Source organism: Bacteroides stercorirosoris (assembly GCF_900142015.1).
Taxonomy (GTDB): domain Bacteria; phylum Bacteroidota; class Bacteroidia; order Bacteroidales; family Bacteroidaceae; genus Bacteroides; species Bacteroides stercorirosoris.
In genome coordinates this window covers 430,650-445,299 of record NZ_FQZN01000001.1, presented here as the reverse complement: position 1 = coordinate 445,299, position 14,650 = coordinate 430,650, and the positions used below count along the sequence as shown (strand labels likewise).

Genomic DNA, 14,650 nt, shown 5'->3' with positions numbered 1-14,650 from the left:
ATTCGATCTGAATCGCTGTACAAGTTGTACTTCTTTTTTCCTTTTTCCATCTTTTTTAGTGGATTAAGAAGTGTCAACTTATTCAGTACACTACAGCCTCTTTATTGGGACGAGCGCTTCTGCATTACTTTTTTCCATTTTCCCTGTTACCTTTTCCTCATTTCGGGTATAGAAGGTAGGAAATGTCCTTTTACCTTGTTTTTGTCCTTTATTATAAAAAGGTGCTTTTAGTGGGTGTACAAGCTATATAAGCTGTTTATGGAGTAAAACAAGGTAATATTTTTTTTGTAAACAACCTTGTTGCAAATGAAGCTGTAAAGGTAATTAACTTAATTTTGGAACTGTAATAATAGATGGAAATAATGAACGATAAAGCACATATATCCTATCACACGGCAAGGCGTTTCTTGATAGATCTTATTAAGAATAATGATTTCTCGGGTGATGATGAGATCATAAAATTGTTGCATTCTATTTTACAGGGGAAGTCTTGTTTAAATTACTTTACCGATGGGGTGGTAAGCCGTGTTCACATTGATAAAGAAACGCGCATTTTTCTTCTTGATTATTCGGACCAGGAAGTGAAGATGCCTTGCCTGCCCAAGACCGTGTTCCTGCTTTTCCTGATTCATCCCGAAGGAGTGAATTTTAAGGGGATGCGTGCTTACTTGCAGGAGTTGTATAATATCTATCAGATTGTGATGAAGAAGAATATTGAAGCGGACAAGATCAAGCAGATACTCGGTAATCTGGTAGACCCGATGAGTAATAGCATTTACGAGGCTTGTTCCATTATCCGCAACAGGCTGCTCAAGGTGGCGGGGCCTTCGCGGATGAAGTTTTATGATATCACGGGCAAGCGGGGCGGATGCCACCACATCAAGCTGGATCGGGAACTGGTGACCGTAGAACATGAGAAGCTGAGAAAGATGATGAATAGGTGAACTGTATTAAATTAAAAGAATATTATGAGAATCATGAAAGCAATCCTAATCGGAATCCTCCTTTGTATAGGAGTGGGGATAAAGGCGCAGGATAAAATTCAAGTGACTTCGTTCAACCGTATGGAGACAGATATTACGGCTCGTGTCACAGCCCCCCGTAAAGATCAGAACGGAGAAGTATGCGCGCTTATCCGTATCGTTACCACAATTAAGGACCTTATGTTCGAACCCGACGCACTGGGCATTGCGGCGCGCGAAAACAAGACGGGAGAAATATGGCTCTACGTTCCTCGTGGTGCGAGGCGCATCTCCATTATGCACGATAAGTTCGGAGTGCTCCGTAACTACTTTTATCCGGATATCATCGACAAAGGAACGGTCTATGAAATGAAGATTCAGGTGGATGACGGTTCGCGGCAAGTTGCTGTAGATACCAATACGCAGCTTCTTGTCATGCGTCCCGAACCTGCAACGGCAGACATCTATATTGATGATGAGAAAGTTCCGACGGAAAACGGACTGTTCACTGCAACCATGAAGAAAGGGACTCATACTTACCGGGTGGAGGCGCCCATGTATGCTTCCGATGCCGGAGTGATAGATTTGGGAAGTGAGCAGAAGATAATGAGTGTGACCCTGAAACCCCGTTTCGGCTATCTGGAAGTCTTCTCTCTGCCCGAACAGGATGCTAAAGTTTATATTGATAGCGCACTTGTGGGGCAGACTCCTTATAAGAGTGACCGCCTGCCGTTGCGTTCCTATCATATCAGGGTGGAGAAAGACTTTTTCTTCCAGATGGATACCCTGTTGAGCGTATCGGCCGGAGCCACCACCACTCATACTTTCCGTATGGTTTCTACCATCAAACCTAAAGAGCCCCGCCGTACGCTTGTGATGTTGGAAGCGGGTTATCATCCTTCACAAACCTCTTTTGGCGGTATGGTCGGCTTTGTCGGAACGAATGGAGCTTATATTCGTTTCCGCAGTGACTTCGGTTCGGCTTCCACCGAGCTGGAATGTGATGATACAGGCGAGCTGACCAGCGGCGGAACGGGTATACCTTATTATAAAGAGGGTGTGACGAAAAAGGCCCGTATGTCCGTTACGGCTGGATATATGCGTCGCCTTGCCAAACCGCTTTACGCTTATGTGGGTGCGGGCTACGGCAACCGTACACTGGCTTGGGAAACGGTGGAAGACGAACTGGTGAAGAACACGGACCATTCGGCTTCGGGCATTGCCGCCGAGGTTGGAGCCATCGGCAGACTGGGGAAGTTCGCTGTTTCCGTAGGCTTTCAGACGGTCGGCTTCAAATATCATGAGCTCAGCGCCGGCCTCGGCTTCTTTTTCTGATTCATAATTGCTAATCAAAACGTTCAGAGATGAATAAACTAAAATATATTATAGGAGGTATACTGCTGTTGTTGGCGGCGGGTTGTGAGAAAGATACTGAACCGACAAATTTTGCCCCGAAGTTGAGCACGGGTGAGGCGTCGGAAATTTATCGTGTGGGGGCTACGTTGTCCGGAAGCGTACAAAAGTCAGAGGGCATTCTTGTAAAAGAGTGTGGTATTCTGTATTCTACCATACAGAGTATGGCCGAGTATGAGGAAGTAAAGATTGCAGCGGAAGAGGCTGCGTCCTTTACGGTTTCTTTGCAGAACCTGACTCCGGGCACTACTTATTATTATTGCACGTATGCCAGCAGCGGTCGTAGCATCGCTAAGGGAGAAGTCAAGACTTTCACTACGATAGCGAACAGTGCTCCGTTATTTAACAGTCTGGTTCTTGAGGCGGTAGACGAACAGAGTATTACGCTCTCTACAACCCTAAAAGATGAAGGCGGCAGTGAGATTACCGTACGGGGCTTTTGCTGGAAACTTTCCGAAAGCGATGATGAAAAAGAACCTACGATAGCTGATAATATGGCCAATGTGCCTTTGGAGCAACTGGTCTTCACTTCTAAGATAAAAGGCTTGGAGCCGTTGAAAACTTATCTGGTACGGGCTTATGCAGTCAACAGCATAGGAGTGGGATATGGCGAAACAATGACTGTGCAGACAAAGGCTGCAACGATTCCGATATTGGCTGCCATAACCGAAGTAAATTCCACTCCTCTTAGTGTTACGGTAGAATCTTCGGTTGTCAGTAACGGAGAAATGCCCATTCAGGAGAAAGGCTTCTGCTGGAGTACGGAAAATGAAGAACCTACCACAGCGCATATAAAGAAAGTGGTGGAAGGGGATGATGAGACATTCTCCCTTCTTATTGATGAATTAAAGCCGGTGACCACTTACTACATTCGCGCTTATGCAACCAATGCATTGGGAACAGGGTACAGCGAGACGTTTACTTATGAAACACCACTTAATTTCCCGGACTTGGATGTGACCACAGTGACGGAAGTGAAACCTACTACAGCCAAAGCTGCTTCAGTCGTAATCTCTGAGAATGGTAGCGAAGTCACGGAGAAAGGTTTCTGTCTGAGTAAAACGGTTGAAGAGCCTATCATAGAGAACAGCAAGATTGTGGTGCCCGGAACTACGGCGGCATACAGTGTCGTGTTGACGAACTTAGAGTCAGGCACCACCTATTACATCCGCTCTTATGCTACAAACAGTAAAGGAACCGGTTATGGAGAGGTAGCGGAGTTCACCACTGCCGTTGATATAGGAGAAACTATCGTTAGTGACATAACAGATACCGATGCGTCAGCATCTGCTGAAATTCTGACAACAAGTGACCACCTCGCTATTACAGAGAAGGGCTTTTGTTATAGTTCTGCCAATGCGGTTCCCACTGTGGCCGATACAAAGAAGGTTTCTTCTAAGCAGGGAAATGATATTGCAGCAAATCTGGCCGGTTTGACGGCTAATACGAAATATTACATTTGCGCGTATGTTGTCAATGAAAAAGGTACTTATTATGGAGCGGTGAGTGAGTTTACCACCCAAAAAGGAGTTACAATCGGTAATACTTTTGTATCGGATATTACCCAGACGTCTGCCACAGCTTCCGCTGAGATACTTTCTGATGCCGGAAGAGAGATATTGGAGAAAGGAATCTGCTATAGTGCAACGAACCCTGACCCAACTTATGCCGATAAACACGTAACTTCTGTTGCAGAAGGAAGTCTTATTGCGGCTGCCATAGAAGGATTATCCTCTAATTTGAAATGTTACGTCCGTGGATATGTGAAAAATGCCCGTGGTTACCATTATGGGAAGGTGACAAGCTTTGTCACTCCTTCGGAAAAAGCGGGTGAACCGATTGATCTCGGACTGAGTGTGAAGTGGGCCAGCTGGAATGTAGGTGCTTCTTCTGTTGAGGAATATGGAGGTTTGTATGGTTGGGGAGATCCAACGGGGACGGCTACTGGAAATGGTCCGGGCGTTAGTGCCGGAGGCGAAATTAGCGGTACGGAATATGACATTGCACAGGCCAAGTGGGGTGATAGCTGGCGAATGCCTACGAAAGCGGAAATGGAAGAACTGCTAAATAAGTGTATCAAGACTACCGCTACGCGTAATGGTATCTCTGGGTTAGAATTTACAGGACCTAACGGGAATTCTATTTTCTTGCCTAATGGCGGGTCGCGTGAAGGGACAAAAATAGTGTTTCAGGGAATATATTCTTATTATTGGACTGGAACAGGTTCTTCGTCTTCCCATGGCTATACTTATGAAGCTTACTGTATGACAGATGGGCGTATGGGAGATGATGATTGCACTAGCGGATTTTCAGTGCGTCCGGTTTCTGATTTCGTAACTGTTGGCGAAACTTCTATAAGCGGTATTTCCGGTACAGGGGCATCTGTATCTTCCAGCATAACGTCGAATGAGGGACTTGCTATTGTCGAAAAGGGTTTCTGTTATAGTTATCTGAAAACTCCTACAACGGATGACAGTAAGATTGTATCCGTAGCAGGAGGAAATGGAATAGAAGCCGATCTTAGTGATTTAGTACCCAATTCTCAATATTATGTTCGTGCCTATGCGATAAACAGTAAGGGGGGGACAGTCTATGGTGACAAGCTTGAGTTTATCACGAAAGATGAATTTCCGGTAGGTGAAGCTGTTGATTTAGGCTTAAGCGTGAAATGGGCGGATATGAATATAGGTGCAAGTAAACCGGAAGATAATGGAGGGTACTATTGCTGGGGATATACAGGTATGTGGAGTGATTATTATGAGCCTGATATAGTGAATACTCCCGAAGATATAAGTGGTACCCAATATGATATAGCCCATGTAAAGTGGGGAGGAAACTGGCGTTTGCCCACTTTGGAACAAATCAATGAACTTCTATCGCAATGTACACTGTTTTGGACGAACCAGAATGGAGTGAACGGTCTCTTGGTGACAGGACCGAATGGGAATACTATATTTCTTCCTGCTGCCGGAAACCGAAGTTATAATTTAATAAATAATTATGGAACAGAAGGAAGGTATTGGTCAAGTAGAGTCTATAGCTTCTCTACAGGTAATGCCTATTGCTTATTTTTTAGTGATACGGCTGAAGGTACTAAATTTCTGGCACGGGCGATTGGATTTTCCGTCCGAGCTGTAACGGACTGATTGTTCTGCTGCAAACAAGATGTGTTACATTCATTATCTGTTTAGTAACACATCTCTTTATTTACCGGATATGAGTACTTACAAGAGTACATTGTGCCTTATTCTTGTCATTCAATGATAAAGCTCATGCAATTCTATGTATTCTTTTTGTGAATTTATTAACAGACCTTTGGGGACTTGGAGGTCAAAATATTAGATGCTATGGTACATAAAAACTTTGTGTTAGGTTTGTTAGGGCTTCTCATGATGGGATGTTGCTTATTTTCAGCTTGTTCAGGTTTGGTAGAAAATACTCCGGAATCAGTAACTGCTTTTGCAGTCAATACTTATGATTAAACTTTTACGTTATTAATCTCCTAAATATACATTAGTATGAAGAATAAAATTTTGATAGTTTGTATGTTACTTGTTTGCTCAACGCATACCATGTATGCCCAGTCATTCCTGAAGAAACTGGGCAAGGCCGTTGAGCGTGAACTCCTTTCTCCCGCCGGCAGTAGTGACGGTAGGAGAGATGTGTCTGCAACCAAAGTCACTTCTCCTGATCCGGAAGTGAAAGTAGAACTCCGGGACTGTGAACAGTCGGGAGATTTTGTAAAGATCAGTTTGCTGATAATAAATCAAAGCCAGTTGGAGTTTGCTTTGCAGCTGGAAGCTGATGATGGAGAAAGCATGGCTTTCGACCCCGAAGGGAATGTCTATAAACGCGGCATAACCTTTAAATTCGGTGGTCAGCAGGGAGATGTGGCGCAATGTTTCCTACCCAGAGATACTCCCGTGAAGTGCCTGGTGTCTATTCCTGTGGAAGAACCGATAGATTTACTCACGAAGGTGATTGTCTTCTGCCGGGGGATAAACACCACTTTGGAGAAAGATCAACTTCAGTTGACGAATATACCTGTGATGCATAATGAACTTAATTATTAAAATGATATGAAAAAGATAGGTTTAATTGCTTTTTGTGGCATCGTATTGCTGTCGGCATGCGGTGGTGGAGTGGTGAAGAAGGAAAAGAAATGTGATCGTGAGGAAATGGGGCTTGTGGGAAAAGTGAAATCTCTCAAGGCTATCTCCGGTTTGGGAGAAGGGACTCTGTATGTCTTCAACGAGGCGGGCTATCTGCTTAGCGAATCGCATGTGGAAGAGGGGATGGATATGGATACGGAAGAAAAACTGTTGGTTGAATACACTTATGGTGAAGATGGCAAGCTGCTATCTGTCAGTCGTTACAGCAACATGGACGGTTCTCTGGAAACGAAAGAGGTGTATGACGGAAATGGCAATATGACGGCATTGGAAAAATACAACAATGCTTATGACAACGGAAAACGTGTGAGCAAGCTTTACAGTACCAACCATTTTATTTATAATGAAAAGGGACTGCTGACAAAAAGCTATATGAATGATGACGAGAAAAATGCTACGGAATACAAATGTGATGCCGCAGGCAATATTCTGGAACAAACGGATTACTTTATGGGTAAAGTCAGCCGGATTTTACGCTTCGGTTATAAATACGATGGCCGTGGAAACATTACGGAAGAGTGCCAGTATGCTCCTGAAATTCCCGGAAACAAAAAACCGGACACCGGGAAAGAGAAGGAAAAGAAAGAGTACAAGTATGACAAGAATGATTTTATGCTGGAGCAGGTACAATCCTCTTATACGCATGACGGAAAGAAACATTATTTGAAACAGGAACGTGTTTTCAAGTACACTCCCGATGATCATCAAAATCCTGTTGAGGTAATCTCTTCCGTATGTACCTATCCTGAGCCCCAAGCACAAAATCAGGAAAAGCGTTATGCTGACGGTACACCTGTAACAATGGAATATACTTATGATGAACAGGGCAACTGGATCGACAGAAAAAGAGTGCAAGGCGAACAGGTGACTTACGATTCCCGCACGATTGCTTATTTTGAAAACTAAATTCATTAAAAAGAAAATAGTATGAAACAGAAAGATTTTTTATTCGGTTTATTGGGATGTTTGGTAATGGTGTGTGCTGCATTTGTGGCTTGTTCCGCTTCGGTAGAGAATACTCCGGAAGGAGTGGCAACTTTGGCTATAAATAATTATGTGAAAGGAACTTTACCTGATGTGCAGGAGTATGCGACTGAATACCAACACGGGCTATTGAAAGACTGGACGCAAGAGACTGTAGATTATCAGAAGAAACGGTTTAAAGGTGCAAGCGTGGAATTTTTAAAAGTTTCGGACTATGCTGCTGACGGTTCGATGAAAGACGCATCTTTTAAGATTCATGTTGGTGAAAAAGAGTATCGGATGCGTGTCAGAGTAGTGAATGAGAATGGAAAGTGGTTGTTTGACAGCATTAAGTAAAAAACGATATGAAGATATTAGATAAAGTAAGTTCCTGGATTGATAAGCTCGATGCCAAGATCTTTGGAAAAGAAGGTTACCAGCCGTTGGCGGGCCAAGGATTCATTATGGCACTGAAGGTGGCTATAGGTGTGGGCGTTGTATTGTTTCTTGTACAGATGCTCACTACCGGGAAGACTGCCCAGAACTGGGTGGCAGGCATTGGTGCTGTGGCTATTTTGGCTGCTATGGTAATGAAGATTTTACCCAACTTCAAAGGGAAGACGTTGAGTATTGGAGCAAAGATTGGGTATGGTTTCTTTTGTCTCTTGCTTACATCTCTTGCTTTGCAGCTGGCAATGTGGATTATAATGTTTTTATTGCTTCTGCTTGTACTTTACATCATGTTCTATTTCCTGGGAGGAAGTAGTAGTAAAGGGGGAAGTAGGAAAGTGACTCGTGATGACTGCTACCATTGTGAGATTAGAGGAGCAGGCAGGCGTGTGTGCTTGAAGGAGAGTGAATATGAGGGAAAGGAAGTTGAATGTAATAGCTTTAATCCTGCTAACTGTCCGCATTATATAAAGCGTTGAATATATATTATAAAGTAGTATAAGTAAAAGAAAAGCCAGAGGATTATGTGATGAATCATATAAACCTCTGGCTTTTGTCATTTGTATAAGTCCTTATAGCAACTTAAACTCGTATCCTTCTTCCTTCAGGAAATCCAGTGCCCGCGGCAATGCATATTGCAGGTTACCGTTGTTCCAGGACTTCAGCGAATCATGGAAAGTGATGATGGACCCGTTCCGTGCATACCGCATCACATTGGCAAGCACCTGCGGTCCGCGCAGCTTCTTGCTGTAATCACGTGTCACCAAATCCCACATTACTATCTTATAGTGCCGTTTCAGGGTGAAATACTGTCCCCAGCGCATATGTCCGTGCGGCGGACGGAAGAGGTCTGTTTTCATCACTTCATTTGCCTTGTCCGTGTTGGCAAGGTAATTAGCGGACAGGTATTCGAACCCTCGGATATGGTTGAACGTATGGTTGCCGATGCGGTGGCCGCCATCCACTACCATTTGATATACATCAGGATGCTTGCGTATATTGTCTCCCACCATAAAGAAGGTGGCTTTGATGTTGTGTTTGTCCAATAAATCAAGTACCCATGGGGTGACTTCGGGGATAGGACCATCGTCAAAAGTCAGATAGACGGCTTTTTCATTCGGATCCATTCGCCAGATTGCACCGGGATATAGTTTTCGGACAAACTCGGGAGGCTGTTCTATAAACATTGTGTCTGATTAAAAATAAACCGATGATTAGTGCATGGCTGCATTAATCATCGGTTTCTTGATATGGGTTATTTCATGCGGTCGACGCACATTTGATACAATTCGTTCAGCTTGTCATCGTATACCGAAGCCTGTTTGGAATTATACTTCTGCATAAGCTTCACTTCTGCGCTGAGGATAGGCAGATGATAGTCGATGATTTCACGGCTGGACATGGCGAAGCATTTGTCATCCAGGCTCAGATACCAGGTGAGGTATTCCACAGCCTTGTCGGCAAGTGCTTTCATGATGTTGTCCGCCTTCTCCGTTTCGCCCAGCTGATAGTAGGCTTCCGCCATTTGTACGGCGCCGTTCTGCCAGTCGTAAGGCACGTTGTAGGCAGGAATCATCTTCTCTGCATACTCCAGCGCTTTCTTTGCCTTGTCATTCTTGCCTTCGCGTATCAGCTGGCTGACGAGTTGCGAGAAGATGCGGCGGTGAGAGTAGCACATGCGCATGGCATTTTCATCAATGTAGATGCCCGGCTTGTCGATGCCGCCGAACTTGAACTTGTTCATCAGGTTGTCGTACATCTTTTCGCTGTCCAGTTTGACGCCGGTCTTCTCGGTATCGAATGGAGTGAAGCGGTAGGTCAGGCCTTCCTGGACGAAGTGGTTGCCCATGTTGAGGTGATTTTCCGTACCTACGCTGACAGCCATGTAAATGGGGCGTTCCCAGTTGGCTTCCGCCAGCATTTCGAGCATCATCAGTTCACTCTTGTAGAGGGCGCGTTTGCCTTTCAGTGAGATGTGCATATAGTCGGGGATGCTGTCGCCCGGTATCATCATACCGCTGCGTCGTACGGCTTCCTTATCTACTTTCAGTACGATGCTGTCCGTCGGGATTACCTTGAGGTCTTCATTCTTGCTGCGCACCCAGTATTTCAGGATGTTCTGCAATTCGTACGGGTTTTCTCCGAACTCTTTCTTCACATTGACCAAAGCCTCCGGATTACCGTTCAGTGCCTGCTTTTCGGCTTCGGCATAGAGGGCGTCGATGCTCTTCTTGTAGTCGGCTTGTATGGGGATGTACTCGTTTGTTCCCTCCACATACTCCATGCGGTCCCAGGTGATGGGCAGTGACGGAGAGTCGTAGGCGGGACGTTTCATCTGGTCGATGTACCAGTCCGTTTGCAGGTAACTGAGGTTACAAGTACGGGCATCGGTACGGAAACCTTCCGTCTCCTGGTTGTACCACAAGGGGAATGTATCGTTGTCACCATTGGTGAAGATGACAGGATTACCCGTCTCTTGCAGGGACATCAGATAATTCTGCCCGAAGTCACGCGCCAGATAACGGCCGCTGCGGTCGTGGTCGTCCCAAGTCTGGCTTGCCATTTGTATGGGGACGAGGAGGCAGAGGGCGGATACGAGGGTTGCAGCCGGAAGTTCCTTCATCTTGGCATAGTGCTGCAACAGGCGGATGATGCCTGCCACACCCATACCTATCCAGATGGCGAAAGCATAGAACGAACCCGCATACGCATAGTCACGTTCGCGCGGCTGTGTCGGCGTTTGGTTCAGGTAGAGCACGATGGCGATACCCGTCATGAAGAACAGGAAGAACACTACCCAGAACTGCTGGATGCCTTTCTGTCCGCGATATGCCTGCCACAACAGACCGATGATACCGAGCAACAGAGGCAGACAGTAGAAGACGTTGTGTCCCTTGTTATTTTGCAGTTCCTGCGGCAACAGGCTCTGGTCGCCCACCAGCCAGTTGTCGATGAACGGAATGCCTGTGATCCAGTTGCCGTGTTCTATCTCTCCGCTGCCTTGCAGGTCGTTCTGGCGTCCGGCAAAGTTCCACATGAAGTAGCGCCAGTACATCCAGTTGAGCTGATAAGAGAAGAAGAACTTGATGTTTTCCCATTGCGTAGGCATGTTCACCATGACCATTGTCCCGCACTGATCGTAAGGGATGTCAGTGCCTTTGATGTCTACCCAGGCATGATACTCATTGGTATGCTGAGAGCTGTACATACGCGGGAAGAGCATATTCTGAGCGTATTCGTATTCGATACGTCCGGGGATTTCGATGTAGCTGTCCTTTTCGTCGGGAGTGGCTTTTTCCTTACGGATATACTTGGTTCCGTTGTAGGAGATACGCGGTTCGCAGTAGCCGTTTTTCACGTCGAGGGCAACTTTGGAAGAGAATGCCTGTCCGTAGAAGAGCGGGCGGGTTCCGTATTGCTCACGTCCCAGATATTCGCCCAGGGTGAAGATGTCTTCAGGGGAGTTCTGGTCCATCGGCGTGTTGGCGGTGGAGCGGATGACGATGATGGCATAAGAGGAATATCCGATCACGATCATCATGGTACACAACAATGCAGTGTTCAGTGTGCGTGCCGACACGCGGTGTTTCTCTTTCATGGTTTCCTGCATTCTCGGGCTGAGGTAAACCAGCAGGAGGACGATGACTGTGATACCAATTGTTACAGCACTCGCTCCGTGGCCGTAGAAGGGGATACCCAACAGGGCGATAGTCAGCACGAAAGAGATGGCCATACGCATCTTGCTCTTTTCCGTATAGCTTTCATATATTCCCCAGATGATGGAGGTTGCCAGTACGATGATATAAACCATCACACCGCTGTTGAAAGCCATTCCCAGTGTGTTCACGAAGAGAAGTTCGAACCATCCGCCTACTTTCACGATACCCGGAACCATGCCGTAGAGTACGACAGCCACCAGAATACCGGAAGCCAGCAATGCCAGCAATGAACCTTTTGCATTTGCATTGGGCACCTTTTTATAATAGTAAACCAGCACGATGGCGGGCAGACAAAGCAAGTTCAGCAGGTGGACACCGATACTGAGTCCCGTGAGGTAAGCGATGAGGATGAGCCAACGGTCGCTGTGCGGTTCGTCCGCCACATCTTCCCATTTCAGTATCAGCCAGAATACAACGGCGGTGAACAGGGAAGAGAAAGCGTAAACTTCACCTTCTACGGCACTGAACCAGAATGTATCACTGAATGTATAAGCCAATGCACCTACCAGACCGCTGCCCATAACGGTAATCAGTTGTCCGCGGGTGATATTGTTTTCGTCGGTAATGACGAGTTTGCGCACCAGGTGCGTGATGCTCCAGAAGAGGAACAGAATACAAGCGCCGCTCATCAGTGCACTCATGTAGTTCACCATCTTGGCTACTGTGCTGGGGTCTGAGGCAAATTGTGAGAACAGGTTTGCCACCAACATGAAGAAAGGTGCTCCGGGCGGGTGTCCTACTTCCAATTTATAGCCGGTAGTGATGAACTCCGGGCAGTCCCAAAAACTTGCAGTCGGTTCTATGGTCATGCAGTAGACCGTGGCTGCAATGATGAAAGTAATCCAACCCACGAGGTTGTTTACGGTTCTGTACTGTTTCATTCGGAAATAATTCGTTATGTTTTTTAAGTTATAACTCTGTATTTTAGCGTATACGGGCGCAAATATAGTGATTTAACCGCTAAAACTATGGCGGCGAAGGGTATTTATTAGGATAGGTTAAAAGATATACATTGATTTTTTAGTGTTCGCAGTGGCAGCACCCACATCCCTCGCCATGTTTATGTTCCGCCAGTATGCGATGCGGCAGTGCTCCGTGTCCCAATAATTCTATCGGACAGTTGAAGTTACGTTCCAGCCATTCTTCACTTACGCCCGTGTCGGGATGATAATCCAATGTCTCGTTTACGCAGGCTATGGACTTCACTTGTTGCAACACGGTGCCTATGTCGTGGCTGACGAGGATGATGGCGCAGTCGTGGTTAATCTCTGCCAGAAGTTCGTAAAGGCGGGCTTCGAAGCGCTTGTCGATGTAGGTGCTGGGTTCGTCGAGGACTACCAGCTCGGGGTCGGAGATGATGGCGCGTCCCAACAAGGCGCGTTGCAGTTGTCCGCCACTCAGTGCACCGATGGCGCGGTCTTCCAGCCCTTCCAGTCCCATGCGGGCGATGACCTGGCGGGCTTTCTCACGGTGTGATGCGGTGAAACGGGAAATCAGTGATTTCTGCGAACTGAGGCCTGAAAGAATAACTTCTTCCACAGTAATGGGGAACTTGCGGTCGATACTATTGTACTGAGGCAGATAACCCATGGAGAATTGAGAGTTGAGAGTTGAGAATTGAGGGTTGGCTGCGCTGTCGACGAGGGGGGCAGGGTTGTTGTTCGGGGCTGTCGTAACTCTATACAAGATTTCTCCGGCTGTGGGTTTCAGCAAGCCGAGGATACATTTGATAAGAGTTGTTTTTCCACCGCCATTGGGACCGATAATGCCCAGAAAGTCACGGTCGTAAACGGTTAGGTTCACATCACGCAACACGGTACGGCTGTCGTAGCCGGCACTGAGATTCTTTATTTCAATAAGGGGCGTGCTCATTGCTTCCTTGTTTTTACTGTTCATTGATACTGTGGACGAAGGAACTATATATCCTGCGCGTCCGATCTATATATCCTGCATGTCCCATCTATATATCCTGCGCGTCCGATCTATATGTCCTGCACGTCCCATCTATATATCCTGTACGCCGTTTCTTTCCTTTTTACTTCTCAATAACCAATTCCCGGGCAATGTTCAGCATTTCCTCCTCCCAGTCATAAGAAAGCGGATTGATGGGCACTACCTTGGTGCCTGTCTGCTTGGCGATGATTTCCGCATTGCGGCGGTCGAACTCCGGCTGCACAAAGATGACGCGGACTTTCTCTTTCTTACATGTATCTATCAGATTCTTGAGATGGGAGGGAGAAGGTTCTTTGCCGTCTTCTTCAATAGAAATCTGATGCAAACCGTAGTCGCGGGCAAAGTAGGACAGTGCCGGATGATAAATCATGAAAGCCCGGTCGGCATTGGGGACGGAGAGCATGTGGCAGATGAGGCTGTCGGTATGCTCTATCTGGTTGCAGAGATTCTTGTAGCGTTCAACGTAAACTTCCTCGTTGGCTTTGTCGATGCTGCACAGGGCATTCAGAATGTTGCCGGCAATGATTTGGGCATTGTAGGCCGAACTCCAGAGGTGGGGCTCTACACCGATGGCCTGCTGGTGCTCGTCGTGCTGGATGGAATCGTGTGTATGGCCCTCGTCGTTACCATGATGATGGTGGGCGTGTGAGGAGTCATAAATCAGGTCGATGCCACGGGAGGTATCGAAGAATTGCAGGTGCGGGGCGTTGTCCGTCAGCTTATCCATCCAGGTCTGTTCAAAACCGATGTAGCCGATGCGGAAGTAGGCTTTGCTCTTGGCAAGGTCTACAAGTTGCTGCGGGGTGGGGTCGTACGTCTCCGGGCTACTGCCTTTGGGTACCATACTGATGATGCTGAAGTTATCGCCCGCAATGGCTTCGGTGAAGTAACGCAACGGTTCGATGGTGACGGTGATAACGGGCTTGTCATCATTGTTCTTATGACTTTGGACACTACTGTTCTTGCAGCCGACTGCAAGCAAAGCGGTGAGTATGTACAGGAATGTTCGTTTCATTAT

11 protein-coding genes are annotated in these 14,650 nt (G+C 46.5%); 7 read left to right on the top strand and 4 right to left on the bottom strand.

Translation table 11 applies throughout. The features are described from left to right. Nucleotides 1-362: 362 nt before the first annotated feature. The 7 genes from BUC01_RS01490 to BUC01_RS01460 all read left to right on the top strand — a co-directional run bounded on the left by BUC01_RS01490 (nt 363) and on the right by BUC01_RS01460 (nt 8,439). Nucleotides 363-944, top strand: a complete 582-nt coding sequence (locus BUC01_RS01490; protein WP_025833179.1) for a hypothetical protein — start codon at nt 363-365, stop codon at nt 942-944. 33 nt (nt 945-977) lie between these two features. After that, nucleotides 978-2,297 (top strand): PEGA domain-containing protein, encoded by a 1,320-nt coding sequence (locus tag BUC01_RS01485; RefSeq protein ID WP_025833181.1) that lies wholly within the window; start codon nt 978-980, stop codon nt 2,295-2,297. 29 nt (nt 2,298-2,326) lie between these two features. Next, complete coding sequence (locus BUC01_RS01480; RefSeq protein ID WP_073312491.1) at nt 2,327-5,521, top strand: Lcl C-terminal domain-containing protein; 3,195 nt, start codon at nt 2,327-2,329, stop codon at nt 5,519-5,521. 372 nt (nt 5,522-5,893) lie between these two features. Continuing rightward, on the top strand, nt 5,894-6,448 hold the full coding sequence (locus tag BUC01_RS01475; RefSeq protein WP_073312490.1) for a hypothetical protein: 555 nt from the start codon (nt 5,894-5,896) through the stop codon (nt 6,446-6,448). Nucleotides 6,449-6,454: 6 nt separating this feature from the next. Next, nucleotides 6,455-7,453: an RHS repeat domain-containing protein gene (locus BUC01_RS01470; RefSeq protein WP_025833189.1), complete on the top strand. Its 999-nt coding sequence runs from the start codon at nt 6,455-6,457 to the stop codon at nt 7,451-7,453. Between the two features lie 21 nt (nt 7,454-7,474). Continuing rightward, nucleotides 7,475-7,867 carry a hypothetical protein gene (locus tag BUC01_RS01465; RefSeq protein ID WP_025833191.1) on the top strand — a complete coding sequence of 131 codons (393 nt, stop codon included), beginning with the start codon at nt 7,475-7,477 and terminating at the stop codon, nt 7,865-7,867. Between the two features lie 8 nt (nt 7,868-7,875). After that, the gene (locus tag BUC01_RS01460; protein WP_073312489.1) at nt 7,876-8,439 is read left to right on the top strand and encodes a hypothetical protein; all 564 of its coding nucleotides are present in this window, start codon (nt 7,876-7,878) and stop codon (nt 8,437-8,439) included. Between the two features lie 93 nt (nt 8,440-8,532). Here the strand turns inward: BUC01_RS01460 and BUC01_RS01455 are convergent, their stop codons facing one another. From BUC01_RS01455 to BUC01_RS01440, 4 genes are all read right to left on the bottom strand, one after another. Next, the gene (locus BUC01_RS01455; RefSeq protein ID WP_073312488.1) at nt 8,533-9,147 is read right to left on the bottom strand and encodes a polysaccharide deacetylase family protein; all 615 of its coding nucleotides are present in this window, start codon (nt 9,145-9,147) and stop codon (nt 8,533-8,535) included. Nucleotides 9,148-9,215: 68 nt separating this feature from the next. Next, nucleotides 9,216-12,560 (bottom strand): protein O-mannosyl-transferase family, encoded by a 3,345-nt coding sequence (locus BUC01_RS01450; RefSeq protein WP_025833194.1) that lies wholly within the window; start codon nt 12,558-12,560, stop codon nt 9,216-9,218. A 139-nt stretch (nt 12,561-12,699) separates the two neighbouring features. Further along, on the bottom strand, nt 12,700-13,551 hold the full coding sequence (locus BUC01_RS01445; RefSeq protein WP_073312487.1) for a metal ABC transporter ATP-binding protein: 852 nt from the start codon (nt 13,549-13,551) through the stop codon (nt 12,700-12,702). 163 nt (nt 13,552-13,714) lie between these two features. After that, nucleotides 13,715-14,647, bottom strand: coding sequence for a metal ABC transporter solute-binding protein, Zn/Mn family (locus tag BUC01_RS01440; RefSeq protein ID WP_025833196.1), 933 nt, complete (start codon nt 14,645-14,647; stop codon nt 13,715-13,717). Nucleotides 14,648-14,650: the final 3 nt, after the last annotated feature.